Source organism: Clostridium sp., assembly GCF_022482905.1.
GTDB lineage: Bacteria > Bacillota > Clostridia > Clostridiales > Clostridiaceae > Clostridium_B.
Genome location: NZ_JAKVOI010000001.1, coordinates 3,396,851 through 3,414,574, shown reverse-complemented (window position 1 = coordinate 3,414,574; position 17,724 = coordinate 3,396,851). Strand labels below are relative to the sequence as shown.

The 17,724-nt window shown below is 36.6% G+C and carries 12 protein-coding genes; all 12 read right to left on the bottom strand.

Going from position 1 to position 17,724, the window contains the following annotated elements:
- Nucleotides 1–50: 50 nt before the first annotated feature.
- The 12 genes from LKE46_RS16930 to uvrA all read right to left on the bottom strand — a co-directional run bounded on the left by LKE46_RS16930 (nt 51) and on the right by uvrA (nt 17,710).
- The gene (locus LKE46_RS16930) at nt 51–3,527 is read right to left on the bottom strand and encodes a DNA polymerase III subunit alpha (RefSeq protein WP_291725162.1); all 3,477 of its coding nucleotides are present in this window, start codon (nt 3,525–3,527) and stop codon (nt 51–53) included.
- Between the two features lie 15 nt (nt 3,528–3,542).
- Nucleotides 3,543–4,847, bottom strand: coding sequence for a DRTGG domain-containing protein (locus LKE46_RS16925; RefSeq protein ID WP_291725157.1), 1,305 nt, complete (start codon nt 4,845–4,847; stop codon nt 3,543–3,545).
- Between the two features lie 9 nt (nt 4,848–4,856).
- Nucleotides 4,857–5,810, bottom strand: coding sequence for a DNA-binding protein WhiA (gene whiA, locus LKE46_RS16920; RefSeq protein ID WP_291725155.1), 954 nt, complete (start codon nt 5,808–5,810; stop codon nt 4,857–4,859).
- 13 nt (nt 5,811–5,823) lie between these two features.
- Nucleotides 5,824–7,155, bottom strand: coding sequence for a gluconeogenesis factor YvcK family protein (locus LKE46_RS16915; RefSeq protein ID WP_291725152.1), 1,332 nt, complete (start codon nt 7,153–7,155; stop codon nt 5,824–5,826).
- The gene (gene rapZ, locus LKE46_RS16910; RefSeq protein WP_291725149.1) at nt 7,152–8,036 is read right to left on the bottom strand and encodes an RNase adapter RapZ; all 885 of its coding nucleotides are present in this window, start codon (nt 8,034–8,036) and stop codon (nt 7,152–7,154) included. Before rapZ ends, LKE46_RS16915 begins: the two co-directional genes overlap by 4 nt.
- Before the next feature lie 108 nt (nt 8,037–8,144).
- Entirely contained in the window at nt 8,145–9,059 is a 915-nt protein-coding gene (gene murB, locus LKE46_RS16905) for a UDP-N-acetylmuramate dehydrogenase (RefSeq protein WP_291725146.1), read from the bottom strand.
- Nucleotides 9,060–9,073: 14 nt separating this feature from the next.
- Complete coding sequence (gene uvrC, locus LKE46_RS16900) at nt 9,074–10,942, bottom strand: excinuclease ABC subunit UvrC (RefSeq protein ID WP_291725143.1); 1,869 nt, start codon at nt 10,940–10,942, stop codon at nt 9,074–9,076.
- Nucleotides 10,943–10,965: 23 nt separating this feature from the next.
- Nucleotides 10,966–11,574: a metal-dependent hydrolase gene (locus LKE46_RS16895; RefSeq protein WP_291725140.1), complete on the bottom strand. Its 609-nt coding sequence runs from the start codon at nt 11,572–11,574 to the stop codon at nt 10,966–10,968.
- 132 nt (nt 11,575–11,706) lie between these two features.
- Nucleotides 11,707–13,134 (bottom strand): peptidoglycan D,D-transpeptidase FtsI family protein, encoded by a 1,428-nt coding sequence (locus tag LKE46_RS16890; RefSeq protein WP_291725137.1) that lies wholly within the window; start codon nt 13,132–13,134, stop codon nt 11,707–11,709.
- Nucleotide 13,135: 1 nt separating this feature from the next.
- The gene (locus LKE46_RS16885) at nt 13,136–14,338 is read right to left on the bottom strand and encodes an FtsW/RodA/SpoVE family cell cycle protein (protein WP_291725134.1); all 1,203 of its coding nucleotides are present in this window, start codon (nt 14,336–14,338) and stop codon (nt 13,136–13,138) included.
- Nucleotides 14,339–14,383: 45 nt separating this feature from the next.
- The gene (locus tag LKE46_RS16880; RefSeq protein WP_291725132.1) at nt 14,384–14,821 is read right to left on the bottom strand and encodes an FHA domain-containing protein; all 438 of its coding nucleotides are present in this window, start codon (nt 14,819–14,821) and stop codon (nt 14,384–14,386) included.
- A gap of 69 nt (nt 14,822–14,890) precedes the next feature.
- Nucleotides 14,891–17,710, bottom strand: coding sequence for an excinuclease ABC subunit UvrA (gene uvrA, locus LKE46_RS16875; RefSeq protein ID WP_291725130.1), 2,820 nt, complete (start codon nt 17,708–17,710; stop codon nt 14,891–14,893).
- Nucleotides 17,711–17,724 lie beyond the last annotated feature (14 nt).

Sequence of the window (17,724 nt, the reverse complement as noted above, 5' to 3'; positions counted from 1 at the left end):
CTATTTTACTTTCTCTACTTAAAATTTTAACCATTAGTTTTTTAAATTATTCAGATCAGTTTTACATTTTTTTCTCCAAAAATATTTCTTATATCGTCAATAACATTCTCCTCATCCTTGATCCACAATTCACTGCTCAATCTGAATTTCTTTCTTCCATGTTTTATACATATATATACAGGAATATTCCCCTTATATCCTTCTATAATGGATTTAAATTTCAAAGTGGCATCTTTCAATTCTACCTCATTCTCTATCAAAATATATAATTTTTCAGTGTCAATTCTTACAAGCGGCTCCAAAGTCTCACATAAAACCTTTGGCTCTTCTTCTTCTCTGACACTTACCCTGCCCTTTACGATGAGCATGGAGTCCTCATAAATGAAGTTCTTGAACTTCTGAAAAGTCTTCGGAAATATTATTATATCTATGGAAGCATACAAATCCTCCAGCCTGGCAAACGCCATCATGTCATTATTCTTTGTTATTTTTTTGGAAACTTCAACCAATATTCCTCCAATTATAACTTTGTCTCCATCCTTGACTTTGGCTTCCGAAAGCATTCCCTCCTCAAGTGTCTTATCCATGAGTATATCCGAAACCTTTACACTTGTTTGAAGTTTCAGCGTCTTTTCATATTCATCAAGCGGATGCCCTGACAGGTAAAGTCCCGTCATTTCCTTTTCCATTGCAAGTTTATCCTTCTTTTTGAATTCCTTTATATTCGGGTAGTGTATCCTGATACTTCTGTCATCTATGGTTGAAAAAAGGCTCACCTGTCCGTCTATATTCCTTTTTTTCGAATTACTTGCACTGTCCAGCAGTTTTTCATATACTTCTATAAGCTGGGACCTGTATACACCGAAACAGTCAAAAGCCCCCGATTTGATCAAGCTCTCTATGACCCTCTTGTTTACAGACGTTATTTCTATATTGTTGTAAAAATCCATAAGGTCCTTAAATTTTTCGTGTTTTTTTCGTGATTTCACTATACTGTCTATTGCATTTTCTCCTACATTTTTAAGTGCAGAGAGCCCAAATCTTATACTATTGTTCTCAACTGTGAATTTTGCATAGCTTTCATTTATGTCAGGCGGAAGCGTATCTATATTTATATCCTTGGCAAATCTTATGTAGTAGGCAACTTTTTCACTGTCACCCTTTACACTGTTGAGCATGGCTGCCGTAAATTCTACCGGATAATAATACATCAAATAGGCCGTCTGAAATGCAACCACTGCATATGCGGCGGCATGTGACTTGTTAAAAGCATAGGATGCAAAATCTATCATGGAATCAAATATTTGATTTGCAATCTTATCTGATATCCCGTTCCTTATACATCCCGGAACAAGAACTTTACCCGCTTCATCTACTATTCCATATACAAAATTGTGCCTTTCTTCTTCCATTACATGGTGCTTTTTCTTGGACATGGCACGTCTCACAAGATCACTTCTGCCCATGGAATATCCTGCAAGATCCCTTACTATCTGCATTACCTGTTCCTGGTATACCATACATCCATAGGTTACCGAAAGAATGTGTTCAAGCTCTGGAGTTATGTATTCTATATCATCAGGGTTATTCTTATTTCTTATATACTTTGGTATTTCTGACATGGGACCCGGTCTATACAAGCTTATTCCTGCTATTATATCCTCCAGGGAATCAGGCTTCAATTCCTTCATGAATACGGTCATTCCGGGAGATTCAAGCTGAAATACTCCTACCGTCTTTCCCTCTCCTATCATGTTGTAAACAGCTTTGTCATCATAATTTATATTATCCAGATCTATCTCTACATTTCTATTCTGCCTTATCATTGCAACTGCATCTCTAAGTACGGTCAGGGTACGAAGCCCCAGAAAATCCATTTTTAGAAGCCCCAGTTCCTCCAATGTACCCATTGTAAACTGTGTTACTACATTATCATCATTTTTTTGGAGGGGTACATAATTTACAAGAGGCTGAGATGCTATTACCACTCCTGCAGCATGGGTGGAAGTATGCCTCGGAAGACCTTCAAGGGATCTTGCCACATCTATAAGTTCTCTTGTTCTGGGTTCACCATCATAGGCTTCCTTGAATTCAGGGTTTATATCCAGTGCCTTGTCTATAGTTATATTCAATATGGCTGGTATCATCTTTGCTATCCTGTCTACTTCACCATAAGGATAGTTCATAGCTCTTCCCACATCTCTTATACATGCTCTTGCCGCCATAGTTCCAAAAGTTATAATCTGTGAAACGTTGTTTTTCCCATACTTTTCTACTACATAATCTATTACCTCACCACGCCTTTCATAACAGAAATCACTGTCAATATCAGGCATGGATACTCTTTCGGGATTCAAAAAGCGCTCAAATATGAGGTTATACTTTATTGGATCTATCTTAGTTATTCCCAGTGTATATGCAACTATTGAACCTGCACCACTTCCCCTTCCAGGTCCCGTCATTATTCCATTTTGTCTTGCAAATCTTATAAAATCCCAGACTATGAGAAAATAGTCCACATATCCCATTTGTTTTATTACTCCAAGCTCGTATTCAAGCCTGTTTATTAAATCATCAGTTATGCTGGCATATCGTTTTTTTAATCCATCGTAGCATAAATTTCTCATATATTCATAGGGAACTACATTTTCCGGCAGTTCGAACTTAGGTAATTTTGATTTATGAAACTCATAGTCAAAATTGCATTCTTCAGCTATCTTCACCGTATTTTCCAATGCTTCCGGGACATCAGAAAACATCTCATACATCTCCTCCGGTGATTTTAAATAGAACTGATCCGAAGGATATCTCATCCTGTTTTCGTCATCTACAGTTTTCCCCGTCTGTATACACAACAATATATCATGAGCTCTGTAATCTTCCCTGTTTATATAATGAACATCATTTGTTGCAACCAATGGTATTCCCAGTTCTGCTGACATTTTCTTCAAAAGTTTATTTATCTTAAGCTGGTCCTCTATTCCATGATACTGAAGCTCAAGATAAAATCCGTCTTTAAAAGCATCTCTATAAAATTCTGCAGCTTTTTCAGCTCCCTTTAAATTTCCTTTGAGTATATTCGACTGGACTTCCCCGCTCAAGCAGGCACTTAAGGCAATAAGACCGTCACTGTGGGACTCAAGGTATTCATGATCAACTCTAGGTTTATAGTAAAAACCTTCTATGGAGGCTGTAGATACTATCTGCATTAAATTGTTGTATCCTCTTTCATTTTTCACCAAAAGCACCAGATGATAGTTCTCATTTTCTCCATTGTTCCTCTTTACATGCATTGACTTTTGGGATACATATATTTCACAGCCTATTATAGGTTTTATTCCCTGAGCTACAGCTTCCTTATAAAAGTCTACACAGCCGTACATAACCCCGTGATCCGTTATGGCTATGCTCTTCATGCCGAGTTCCTTCGCTCTTTTTATCAAATCGGGAATTTTTGCAGAGGAATCCAGAAGTGAATATTCAGTATGCTGATGCAGACTAACCCATTGGATACTTTTCTTATCCATTGACTATCCTACTCCTTATCTTCTTATTATCCTTGCTGACAAAATACATTTGCCAACTATATCCTTTTTGTCATTGTACATATCTATTTCAACCTTGCAGGAATTCCTCCCTATATCTATTATGCTCGAACATATGTCTATAGTACTATCTATCTGTACAGGTCTCATAAAATATGTATTTATACTGTCCACAAGTACATTTATATTGTTTTTTTGTCTAAGTGTCATAATTCCCATAGTTGAAAGCAGCATGTTGAGTGAACTCCATGAAGCCGTGCCTATGGGATCCAGCATTTCCGGCGTTATCTTGCCATGAAAATATATACTTTGATTGTTTGTCTCAAATTCAAATTCCTTAAGAAGCAGATCTTCGAGAGTTTCTCCTGACTGCGGCTGTCTTGCCATATACTGCAGGGCTTTTATTACATCTCCCTTGGTAACTACCCCCACCAGGGTTTTTCCATTTACTACAGGGAATAGGTCTATCCCCTCCCAGCCCATTATATGTGCAGCATAAGCCACTGTAGTTTTCGGAGTCAGAGTTATAGGATTTTTATGCATTTTTCTACCTATCATCTCGTCATCGGATGTCCTGCTTGGTATATCCTTTAAGGTAACTATACCGACCACTCTTTTTTTATCATCCACTACGGGATATCTCTCATGCCGGGTCTTCTCTACATTTTCTCTCCATTTTGATACTTTATCTGAAATCTCCAAGTATTGAGGATTATTTTCCATAATATCTTCTATGAGCAGTATATCCTTTTTGATCATATTCTCAGAAATAGCCTTGTTTATCATGCTGGCAACAGTGAATGTATCATAGGTGGTGGATATAAGTGGAAGGCACTTTTCATTTGCAAGTTCCCTTATTTCTTCGCTGCATGCAAATCCCCCTGTAATTAAAACTCCGCAATCATTTAAAAGAGCAAGCCTCTGAGCTTCCTCTCTATTGCCGACTATAAGCAAGCAATCCTTTTTTATATATTTCTTCATGGCATCTATAGTCATAGCTCCTATTACAAAATAGTGGAGCACCTTGTATATTCCGTCTTTTCCTCCAAGCAGCGTTCCATCTACAACATTAATTACCTTCCCATAGGTAAGTGCTTCTACATTTTTCTTTTCTACTTTTTCTATCCTTACAGTGCCCACCCTTGGAATAGTAGTTACAATTCCCAATGTATCAGAATCCTTTATTGCCCTGTATGCAGTTCCGTCACTTACTCCCAGATCACTAGCTATGCTTCTGACAGATATTTTCGTACCTACATCCAGTGAGAGTATGTACTTTATTACATCTTCATGCTTCGACATAATCTGCTCCTACCTTCCTTCTTTTCTGAGTTCTTCTGCTATTTTTTCAATTCTCCTAAGTCTGTGATTTACTCCTGATTTACCTACCGGTGGATTTAACATTTCACCAAGTTCCTTCAAGGATTCATCAGGATACTGCAGTCTTAATTCTGCAATCTCTCTTAAATTATTTGGAAGACGAAGAAGTCCAATTTCTCTTTCAATCAGCTTTATACTTTCAGTCTGTCTTACTGATGCATTTACAGTTTTACTAAGATTGGCAGTTTCACAATTTACAAGCCTGTTGATGTTGTTTCTCATTTCCTTCATTATTCGAACATTTTCCAGCTCCAGAAGAGATGAATGAGCACCTATTATTCCAAGCAAATCTACTATTTGCTCACCTTCCTTCAAATATACTATAAAACTGCTTTTCCTTTGAATAACTTTGGAACTCAAATCATATCCGTTAATCAGATTGCTCAGATCACGTGCATAATCAATATTGTGGGTTACAAATTCAAGATGGTATGTTTTCTCGGGATTGCTTATGCTGCCTCCGCCTAAAAAAGCCCCCCTTATATAAGACCTTTTATATTTATCACTTTCAAACACAATTTTAGGTATGGTATAATTCAGTGAGAAAATATTTTCACCGGATCTAAGAAGCCCCACTTCTACAAGTAGGTTCTTTACCTGCATGTTGTTTGTAATCAATACTACATATATATTGTTCTTTTTCAGTGAATTATTTTTTTTCATTATTATTTGGGTGTGTATATTGAATTTATCCTTTAACAACGTAAAAATAAATCTTGCTATAGCAGGATTTTCCGTAGTTACCCCAAAGCTGAACTGTCTTTTTGAACCCAGGGATAGAGTACCACTGACCTTCATTATAGCTGAAAGTTCAGCTACAGCCTCCCCCCTGCTCATATTTGAATATCTGCAAATCTCATTTTTTACTTTTACTGAAAATGACATATATATCTCCTGCCTATTGCTTTTTATTTTGCTTGATTCTTTCAGATAAGTAGAAGTACTCAATTATTTTTCTTCTATCAAATAAAAGTTTTTTGTCCATAATGGTTTCTATCAGAATAGAAGCCAGCCTTTCAGAGTTGTGTCTTATAAGTCCATTCTTAATACTTATCAAATCTCCCTCTATAGCTTTTACTCCCAGTTTATTTACAACTGACTCATTCATCTTTACAAGATGGGACTCTTCATCCTTGTACTTTCCTTCCAGACTTTTATCTATTTTTCCTACATTTACAATTACATAATCTATTATGCCATTTCCCCCGTGTTTGTAAATAGCCTTTATATGATCCTCTACAGAAAATCCATCTGTTTCTCCCGGCTGAGTCATTATATTTGAAATATATATTTTTATTCCCCTGGTTTTTTGAAGGGCGGAAGCTATTCCTTTAACTAAAAGATTGGGAATGACACTTGTATATAGACTTCCAGGGCCAAGAATAACGGCATCCGCCTCCATTATGGCATCAATTGCCTCTTTTAGGGCTCTTGCACCTTTCGGTTCAATAAAAATTCTATCTATCCTTGTATTTCGCTTTATTGCCTGTTCAGGAATATTTGACTCTCCTTCCGCCATAGTTCCATCTTCATATCTAGCCTTTAATGACAGATTGTCAAGTGTAACCGGCATAACCTTACCCGTTACTGCCAGTACGGAACTCATCTTGTGGACAGCCTCCTCAAAATTTGAAGATATGCCATCCATGGCCGCCAGAAATAAATTTCCAAAACTTTGATTTTTCAGCTTGCCTTCCTTAAATCTATATTGAAGCAGATCTTCCATCAATGGTTCTGTATCTGCAAGTGCCAGAATACAGTTTCTTATATCTCCCGGAGGAAGTATTCCAAGATCCTCCCTCAAGTCCCCGGAACCGCCTCCATCATCTCCAACAGTTACTATGGCAGTTATATTGGAAGTATAGTATTTAAGTCCCCTTAACATTGTGGATAATCCTGTTCCCCCACCAATGGCAACTATTTTAGGACCTTTTACAAGCAGCCTTTTTTCATATATCAAATTTTCAAGTTTTCTTGAATTCAGTGAAACATTAAGATATCCTTTGTTTATAAGAGCTATTATGGATCTCATTCCCTGTGTAACAGAAATGTATACTACAAAAATTCCGGATATAATTAAAAAAACATAAAAAGAAATATAATAGATGCTGTAAAATCTCCTGTTTACAAATTCAATTACTCCGAATATTATAAAGAGCCCACCCATGGCCCCAAGCATAATCCATCTTTTCACTTTTATTCCAGGTCTCAGCCAACCCGTAATTCTCATAGTTTTTTACCACCTCTGTTAACATCCTCTTCGATATCCCTGTGGTCTATGCCGACTTTATGTCCATTTTCCTTCAGTCTTTTATATATGGCATTGGCAATTGTGACAGATCTATGTCTTCCTCCAGTACATCCTATAGATATAATCAACTGTCTCTTGCCTTCTTTAATGTAATATGGTATCAAGAATTCCAGCATGTCTGAAAGTTTATTTATAAATTCGACAGTCTGCTTGAATCCCATTATATAATCTACTACAAGTTTATCATTACCAGAATATTTTCTTAGTTCAGAAATATAAAATGGATTAGGAAGAAATCTCACATCAAATATCAGGTCCGAATCCACAGGAAGGCCATATTTGAACCCAAAAGAAAGTACAGTTATCATAAGTTCCGTTTCAAGCTGACCCTCTTCTGAATATATATTTGTTATTTTCTCACGAAGTTCTCTTGTGGCCAATTTGGATGTATCTATTATGTTATCAGCCCTATCCTTCAGTTCCCCGAGCCTGTTTCTTTCCATTCTTATTCCATTTAGTATTCTTCCTTCTGGTGCCAGAGGATGTTTTCTCCTGGATTCCTTAAATCTCTTCACCAATACTTCATCCGAAGCATCCAGAAAAAGTATTTCATATTTGTAGCCCCTCTTCTTCAAATAATTCAGGCTTTCAAATATATCATCAAAAAACTGTCCGCCCCTTATATCTATAACTAGGGCTATTTTATCTATTTTACCATCAGTTTGATAGCAAGCCTCTGCAAATTTAGGTATCAAAGTAGGAGGAAGATTATCTACACAAAAATATCCTAAATCTTCTAGATTTCTTACAGCCTGAGTCTTACCCGCTCCTGACAAACCTGTTACTATAACAAATCTCATAGTCAGCCCTCCCGTTTATAAATACTACTTTATTAATTATATCATAAAAAATTTTTATAAAAAACAGAGAATCTAAACTATAAATCCATTAGATTCTCTCCTCAATAATTAATCTTCACCTATAATTCTAACCTCAGTATAAAGATCTACATCGAACTTTTTCTTTACAGTCTTCTGTACTATCTTTATCAAATCCAATATGTCCTTTGAAGTGGCATTCCCCTTGTTTATTATAAAACCTGAATGTTTTTCGGAAACCTGCGCACCTCCAACACTTTTTCCCTTCAATTCGCTGTCCTCTATCAACTTGGCTGCAAAATATCCTTCAGGTCTTTTAAATGTACTCCCTGCCGATGGATACTCAAGAGGCTGTTTTTCCCTTCTTCTCCTATTCAAGCTCTCAATCCTCTCCTGAATCTTGTCATGCTCTCCATTTTCAAGCTTAAAAACAACCTTCAGGACCGTATATCCATATTTCAGTATGGAACTCATTCTATACGCCAGTTCCAGCTGCTTCAGGTCAAGATTTCTTATTTTTATATAGTTATCTATCACAATCACATTATCTATTATATTGGATATTTCTCCATTATAAGCTCCTGCATTCATCGTAACAGCACCACCTACACTGCCGGGAATGCCGCATGCAAATTCAAACCCTGTCAAATTGTTGTCAAGTGCTGCCTGTGAAACATCTTTAAGAGATGCACCACTGCCAACTATAAGTTTTTCATCCTGCACTTCTATGCTGTCCAATTTTGTCAGCTTGATTACGACTCCGCGCACTCCCCCATCTCTAACGAGCAAATTGGATCCATTTCCCATTATGTAATATGGAATATTTTTATCCTTGCACATTTTTAAGGCATTCAAAACTTCGTCAGGATTTTTTGGAGTTATCAGAATATCTGCAGGCCCTCCAACTTTAAAAGAAGTATGATCCTTCATTGGTTCATCTATTTTTATATCTTCCACGTCCAATATATTTTTCAAATCAACAGCAAAATCTCTAAAATTGTTCATTGTTGCATTCTCCTTTAATCTGGTTCATTTTTAAAATAATTTATAATACTCTCCGCCGTCCTCCTGTCAATAGAAGGTGTTTCCATAAGTCTCTCAAAAGTTGCACTTCTTATGTTTTCTATGTTTCCAAACTCCTTCAAAAGTACTTTTCTTCTCTTGTCACCAACATTGGGAATATCATCGAGTATTGAATGCAGCACTCTTTTATTCCTCAGACTCCTATGATAGGTTATAGCAAATCTGTGAACTTCATCCTGTATTCTGGTAATAAGTTTCATCAAACTAGAATGGGAACTTACCATAAGTTCTATATTATTATATATAATTCCTCTTGTTTTGTGACTGCTATCTTTTACCATACCACATACAGGTATGTCTATTTCAAAATTTTCAAGTACTCTGACAGCCGTATTTATCTGGCCTTTTCCTCCATCCATGAGAATCAGATCAGGAAATACACAGAACTTGCCTGCACTTAATTTTAAATTTTTCTTCTGTATTCTCTCTATTTCATTTAATCCATGTCTGAATCTCCTGGTCAATATTTCCGCCAGGCTGTCATAATCATTTGCCCCTTTAACCGTATCTATTTTAAACCTTCTATAATCACTATGCTTTGCCAGTCCATCTTCAAACACCACCATGCTGCCAACAGAATCCACACCTTGAATATTCGATATATCATAGGCTTCCATTCTATGCGGGATATCCTCAAGTCCGAGTAAATCGGCGAGTTCCTGCAACGCCTCCCTATGCCCCCGGCTGTCGTGAATGAGTTTCATCTTAAAATTTTGAAGCGTTGTTCTGGCATTCTTTTCTACAAGATCCAATGTGGATTTTTTGTCCCCTTTTTGTGGAATTTTAATAGTGACTTTTGAATCTTTCTTCATGCTGAGCCACTCTGTCAAAAGCTCCATGTCTTCTAAACAGGGAACATATATATTTTTGGCTATGTATGCAGTTCCACCATAAAATTCTTTGATAAAATTTGATACTATTTCATCTTTTGGCATTCCGGCTGTATTTTCCACGATATAATGCTCTCTTCCAACTATTTTCCCATCCCTCAGAAAAAATATCTGTATACAGCTGTCCCTGTCATCAGAAGATATGTTTATAAAGTCTTCATCTTCAAAATTTCCAGTTATTATTTTCTGCTTCTCAGTTATCTTCTTGATTGCAAATATTTTATCCCTCAAATCCGCAGCTTTTTCAAACTCCATGTCTTCCGAAGCAGTTTCCATTTCAAGCTTCAGTTTCTTCATTATATCTCTATCTTTTCCAGACAGCAAATCTATAATCTCCTGAACTATTTTGTCATATTCACATTTAGTTATATATCCAGTACAGGGTGACTTGCATAGATTTATAAAATAGTTTAAACATGGTCTTGCAGCCATTTTCCCATCTATTATTTTCATTCTGCAGGTTCTCACAGGAAATATTTTTTTTATAAGCTCTATAGTTTCATATACGAAAGATGAATTTGGAAATGGTCCAAAATACTTGCATCCATCCTTTTTTATTCTCCTTGTAATCATAACTCTTGGAAAATCCTCATTTAAAGTTATCTTTATAAATGGATAATGTTTGTCATCCTTTAACAGTATATTATATTTAGGCCGGTATTTTTTTATTAAATTGCATTCCAATATAAGTGCTTCTATTTCAGAATCAGTAACTATATATTCAAACTCTGCCACATTTTCCACCATGGCTCTTACTTTATTAGAATGATTTCTTGAATTCTGGAAATACTGCCTGACTCTGTTTTTAATGACTTTGGCCTTTCCAACATATATAACTCCTCCAAGAGAATCCTTCATAATATATACACCAGGTTTATCCGGCAGTACTTTTAATTGATAATCAAAATCAAACATTCCATCACCTCTAGATACATCAATTATCTATAAAATATAGCTGGTATTTTATAGATAGTAAAAAGAAGTCCGCCTATCATAAGAAGCTGTTCTATAGCAGAACCGATTTTAGAATTGGTCCTATATGTAAGTGGAAACTTCACCTTCTTCTTCCTGAAGGGATAAAATAACGGCACTCCCCTATTTGTAAACATATCACAGATAAGATGCATACCATAACCTATCATAAAATAATAGACAAGATACTTTATATCATACATATTTCCAAGATATCCAGCTATGAATGAAAACATAGCCATCCCCATAAGGCTGTGTGTAAGCCCGCTTCTATGTGAAGATATGGCTATTATAATAAATACTATACCCAATGCCCTTATCAGTGGTTCATGCAAATACAGATAATCATACCATAATAATATTATGCCAATGCATCCATACAGTACAACTTTCGTCATTTTATTTTTAAATGGAAGAATATATTTGTTGATTATACTCTTTGGATGATCTATATCCGGCAGTACAGATGAAAATACAACTATAATCATCCCAAAATAACTAAATCCTCCAGGTATTATTTCATAAACAGATAAAAAAGTAAGTATACCCATTCCTGCATGAGTTTTACCTTTCATTTTCTCTCCTTCTCATAATAAAAGTAATAGTATTTCCCAATAGTGACTATATTATAACATTAAATCCATTACAATATTACTTTTTACAATAAAATTCCCCGGGAAATTACACTATAAATTATCCTTCTACTATTACTTTCCAAGCGAAGCAGCTATTACCTGTGATGCTATAGATGCTGCGATAAGTCCACCCTGCCCTCCATTTTCTACAATTACTGCAATTGCTACCTGTGGATCTTCATATGGTGCAAAACCTATAAACCATGAATGTGGTGGAGAATTTTGACCCATTACCTGGTTGTCTGCGGTACCTGTTTTACCTGAAACTTCTATTCCACTTATGGACGCACCTGTTCCAGTACCATAATCCACAACAGATTTCATCATGTTTTTCATCGTATTTGCAATATCTGGAGATATGATTTGTCCTATGGATTCAGGTGATATTGTCTTTACCAATTCCCCTTTACTCGTAACTACGGAAGTTACAAGATGCGGTTTCATCATGACTCCTCCATTGGCAATGGTACTTACCAGAACTGCCATTTGAAGGGGACTTGCAAGATCGCTGCTCTGCCCTATGGCACTCTGTGCTATACTGCCTCTTTCATAAGATTTCAATGCTGGAAAATGACTTGGCTCCACAGGTATACCATCTGTAGGAATACTTTTATTAAAGTAAAATTCTTCCGCAGTCTCTTTCAATTTGTCATTTCCAAGTTCCAATCCAAGCGTTCCAAAATATACATTGCTTGAATGTGCATAAGCTTCTTCAAAATTTATGCTTCCCAGAACCTCGCCGTTGTAGTTGTGCAATACATAATCAGATCCTATCTGGACAGACCCTGTATCATTGATAGTCTTGCTTCTTACACCGCTTATATTTTCAAGAGCACTTATAGCTGTAACAGTTTTAAAAGTAGATCCTGGAGGATACAAACCGGCGGTTGCCCTGTTGAGAAGTGGTCTGCTGGAATTTTTATTTATATCCGCCCAGCTGTCTTTTAAATTATTTGGATCAAAAGAAGGCTTTGAAACCATTGCTATTACCTCTCCCGTCTTTGGATTCAGCGCCACTACGGCACCCCTGTTCTCTCCCAAAAGATCATAGGCTTTTTTCTGTGTTGCCGTATCGAGTGTTGTCTTGACTCCATTTCCAACCTTTTTTATGGATTTCCCCTTGTTTTCAATAAGGCTCTTCAAGTTATCCTTGACATCCGTTGACATGAGCTCATCATCATATTTTCTTTCCAAACCGGTTATCCCATACTTTTCATCTACATACCCAAGTGCATGGGAAAATACTTCCCCTCCAGTATATTCCCTCTTCTGTGTTTCTGAATTTATGGGCTCACTTTTAGTGAGAGGATTCCCGTTTCTATCATATATAGTACCCCTAAGCACTTCATTTCTCTTGATCCACATTCTCCTATTGTAACTGCTGTTGACTATATTGGGACCTACAAGCATCTCAAAATATGTCATATATGAAATCAATCCTATAAAGCACAGCAGAAATACAAGCATTACCTTTTTTATATTGTTTAGTATGTTATTCATGCTACCTACCCTCTTCTGATATTTTCTGAATTATACCCAGAGAAAAAAATGTTATCAGCATAGAACTTCCACCATAACTTACCAGTGGAAGAGTTACTCCTGTAAGTGGAATGGCATTCATAACCCCTCCTACTATAACCAGCACCTGTGATGCAATCATTGCACTGTATCCTACTGCTAAAAGCCTTGAAAACTCATCATTGCAATATACTGCCGCCCTCATGCACCTGTAGAAAAGCAGGAAATACAGTATTATAATTGCAAATCCCATCAATATACCAAGTTCTTCACACAGCGTTGCAAATATGAAATCAGTAGTATTTATTGGGACATATTCAGGATGCCCCAACCCAAGGCCTGATCCTGTAAGTCCTCCAGAAGCTATTGAAAACATTGACTGGATTATCTGGTAACTCTGATTATTTGCATAGGGCCATGGATTCTGCCATATCATAACCCTTGTCCTTACATGCCCAAACATATGATAGCTAAAAACGGCGCCAACTGCTGCCAGCACAAAACAGATTATAACATATTTAAATTTTGATGTAGCTATATACAGCATAGTTATGGATATTCCAAAAATTATAAGTGCAGAACCAAGATCTTTTTGAACTACCATAAAACCCAGGCAGACCATTACGACAATTCCAGGTATTATAAGATGTTTAAAGTTCCTGTAATTTTTCAAATCCGATGCGAGATAAGCAACCAATGTCAATTTTCCAAATTCAGAAGGCTGAAATTGGACTCCTGCTATATTTACCCAGTTCTTTGAACCATTTATTTCAATGCCGTGGAATGTACCCATTCCCATAAATATCAATGTGAGTGCAATATATATATATCTATATTTGCTGAAGCTTACAGTATCCGGCATTAGAACTACAATCAATATGAATCCTGTAACCCCAACTGCAAACCATATGATTTGCCTGATTGAAACTGCCATATTCATTCTGTAAAGCATAACCATCCCTATAACGGCTAAAATACTTGAAAATATAAATATATACTTATCACCATCTGAAAAGAATTTTCTTATTACAAAGTATGAATAACCTATGAGCAGGCATGTAACCACAGCCATTATCATAGCTCCCTTGTCAAATGGCTGCTTTATTACAGCCAAATTGAAAAAACAAACCAAACATAAAAAATATGTATACTTAAGTAATTTTTTCTCATCTCGAGTAGTATCCAATGCATCCACCGCCTATTAAATTATTTGATCATAAAAATTCACATATCATATAACTTTAAAACAAGTATTGCCAATCTTTATCTCGTCTCCAGAGCTCAGATACTGGCGTCCATTCAATTTTTTTCCATTTAACAGTGTTCCATTAGTACTTCCAAGATCTTCTATAACACAGTCTTTTCCATTTTTTATATACAATCTCGCATGATGGGATGAAGCATATGGATCTTCAAGCTTAAGCATATTGTCATTTTTCCTGCCTATGGTTATTTCCCTTCTTATAGGAATAACCGCTCCCTTTCGAAGGTTTGAATTATCTCCAGGCATCATTACTTCCAGTCCAAAAGATCTTCTATTAGATATTTTGGACTTTTTCCCACCATTTTTTACATCTTTATACATTATCCTTAATGACCAGAATATTATAATATATACTATACCTATAATCACAATCTTAAAAACCAAACTCAATTTACTCAGATCCATTTTAAATATCCTCCCCTAAAGATGAAAAAACTAGCACTATGAGTCTGATTATGCTAGTCTTTATGTAGATTATAACATTTTTTTTAGATATTGTCCCGTATATGAATCTTTATTTTGAGCCACTTCCTCAGGCGTACCTGTACACAACACTTCCCCGCCTCTTTCGCCACCTTCCGGTCCAAGATCTATTATATAATCTGCACATTTTATAACATCTAGATTATGTTCTATAACTACAACCGTATTGCCTGTATCCACAATTCTCTGGAGTATATCTATGAGTCTCTTCACATCGTCAGTATGAAGGCCTGTAGTTGGCTCATCAAGTATGTAAAGTGTCTTGCCCGTACTTCTTTTGGAAAGTTCATATGCCAGTTTGACTCTTTGAGCTTCTCCGCCAGACAGCTGCGTTGACGGCTGTCCAAGTTTAACATACCCGAGCCCCACATCTGACAACGTCTGAAGTCTGCTGTGTATTCTAGGTAAGTTCTTGAAAAAATCCAGAGCCTCTTCCACTGTCATATTCAAAACATCATCTATGTTCTTTCCTTTGTATTTTACCTGGAGAGTTTCTCTATTGTATCTTTTTCCCTTACACACTTCACATTGAACATATACATCTGATAAAAACTGCATCTCGATTTTTATTATTCCATCACCTCTGCAGGCTTCACATCTTCCACCTTTTACATTGAAGCTGAATCTTCCCGGTTTGTATCCTCTCATTTTAGCTTCCGGAGTATTTGAAAAAACATCTCTTATTATGTCAAATACACCTGTATACGTAGCCGGGTTTGACCTTGGAGTCCTTCCTATGGGACTTTGGTTTATGTCTATGATCTTATCTATATTTTCCGTTCCAAATATATCTTTATGCTTACCGGGCATATCTTTAGAACCATTTATTTTTTTATTGAGTCCTTTATACAACACTTCATTCACAAGGGTACTCTTTCCTGAACCGGAAACTCCCGTAATACAATTAAAAACTCCAAGTGGTATATTTACATCTATATTCTTGAGGTTATTTTCACATGCACCCCTTATATCTATACAATTGCCATTTCCACTCCTTCTGGATTCAGGTACCTCTATTTTTTTCTTCCCGCTCAGATACTGTCCCGTTATTGATCTTTTACTATTTATTATATCGGACATTGTACCTGATCCGACAACTTCACCACCATACTCACCTGCTCCAGGTCCTATATCGACTATATAATCCGCAGCTCTCATGGTATCCTCATCATGCTCTACTACAATCACGGTATTCCCTATATCTCTCAGATGCTCCAGGGTTTTTATGAGCCTGTCATTATCTCTTTGATGCAGTCCTATACTTGGCTCATCAAGTATGTATAGTACTCCTACCAGACCTGAGCCTATCTGCGTAGCAAGCCTTATCCTCTGGGCTTCTCCGCCGGATAAAGTACCTGAACTTCTGGACAGGGTCAAGTAGTCAAGTCCTACATCAACCAAGAACTTGAGTCTTGCATTTATTTCCTTGAGTACCTGATCGCTTATTATACTGTCCCTCTGAGACAGAGTCAATTCCTGAAAAAATTTAAGTTCATCCTTTATAGACATGCTGCACAACTCATGTATATTTTTCTCTCCCACCGTAACTGCAAGGACTTCAGGTCTCAATCTTGCACCCTTACAATCAGGGCATGGATTGTTGCTCATATAATTTTCTATTTCACTCTTTATGTAATCTGAATTGGTCTCAAAGTATCTTCTTTTAAGATTATTTATTATCCCTTCAAAGGAATGGCTGAATTCCATCAATCTGCCTTCCTTTTCATATTTGACTTTTATCTTGTCGCCTTTCATGCCGTATAAAAGTATGTTCAGAACTTTATCACCAAGTTTTTCTACTGGAGTATCTAAACCAAACTTGTATTTATTTGAAAGTGCCCTCAATATACTGAATGTCCATGAACCTTCCTTCAAACTTCCGCTTCCCCAGGGAAGTACGGCCCCCTGCATTATGCTCTTGCTTCTGTCCGGTATTACAAGTTTGTCGTCTATTTCCAAAAGACTGCCGAGCCCGTCACAAGTATCGCATTTCCCATATGGGGAATTAAATGAAAATGTTCTTGGAGTAATTTCTCCTATGCTTATACCGCAGTGAACACAGGCAAATTTTTCACTAAAAAGCATATCCTCCCCGTCTAAAACATTTATAATAACTACTCCATCTGATAATTTAAGAGAAGTTTCTATAGAATCTGCCAGCCTTCCTTCAATTTCGTTTTTTACAATCAACCTGTCGACTACTACTTCTATAGTATGCTTTTTATTCTTATCCAGAGCTATCTCTTCTTCCAGGTCTAAAATTTCACCGTCGATTCTGGCTCTCACGTAGCCACTCTTCTTTATGTTTTCAAGTACTTTCACATGCTGGCCTTTTCGTCCATTTACGACCGGAGCAAGTATCTGTATTCTTGTCCTGTCCGGCAGGGAAAACACCCTATCCACCATTTGATCCACTGTCTGCTGACTTATCCTTCTTCCACACCTAGGACAGTGGGGAACACCTATTCTGGCATAGAGAAGTCTTAAATAATCATATATTTCCGTAACAGTTCCCACAGTTGAACGTGGATTTTTACTGGTTGTCTTCTGATCTATTGATATAGCTGGAGACAGTCCTTCAATATAATCTACATCCGGTTTGTTCATCTGTCCCAGGAATTGTCTTGCATAGGCAGACAATGATTCAACATATCTTCTCTGACCTTCTGCATACAATGTATCAAATGCAAGAGAAGACTTTCCCGATCCAGAGAGTCCTGTAAATACTATAAGTTTGTCTCTTGGTATAGTCAAATCTATGTTTTTTAAATTGTGAACTTTAGCACCCTTTATAATTATGCTGTTTTTCATATTTATAACTCCTT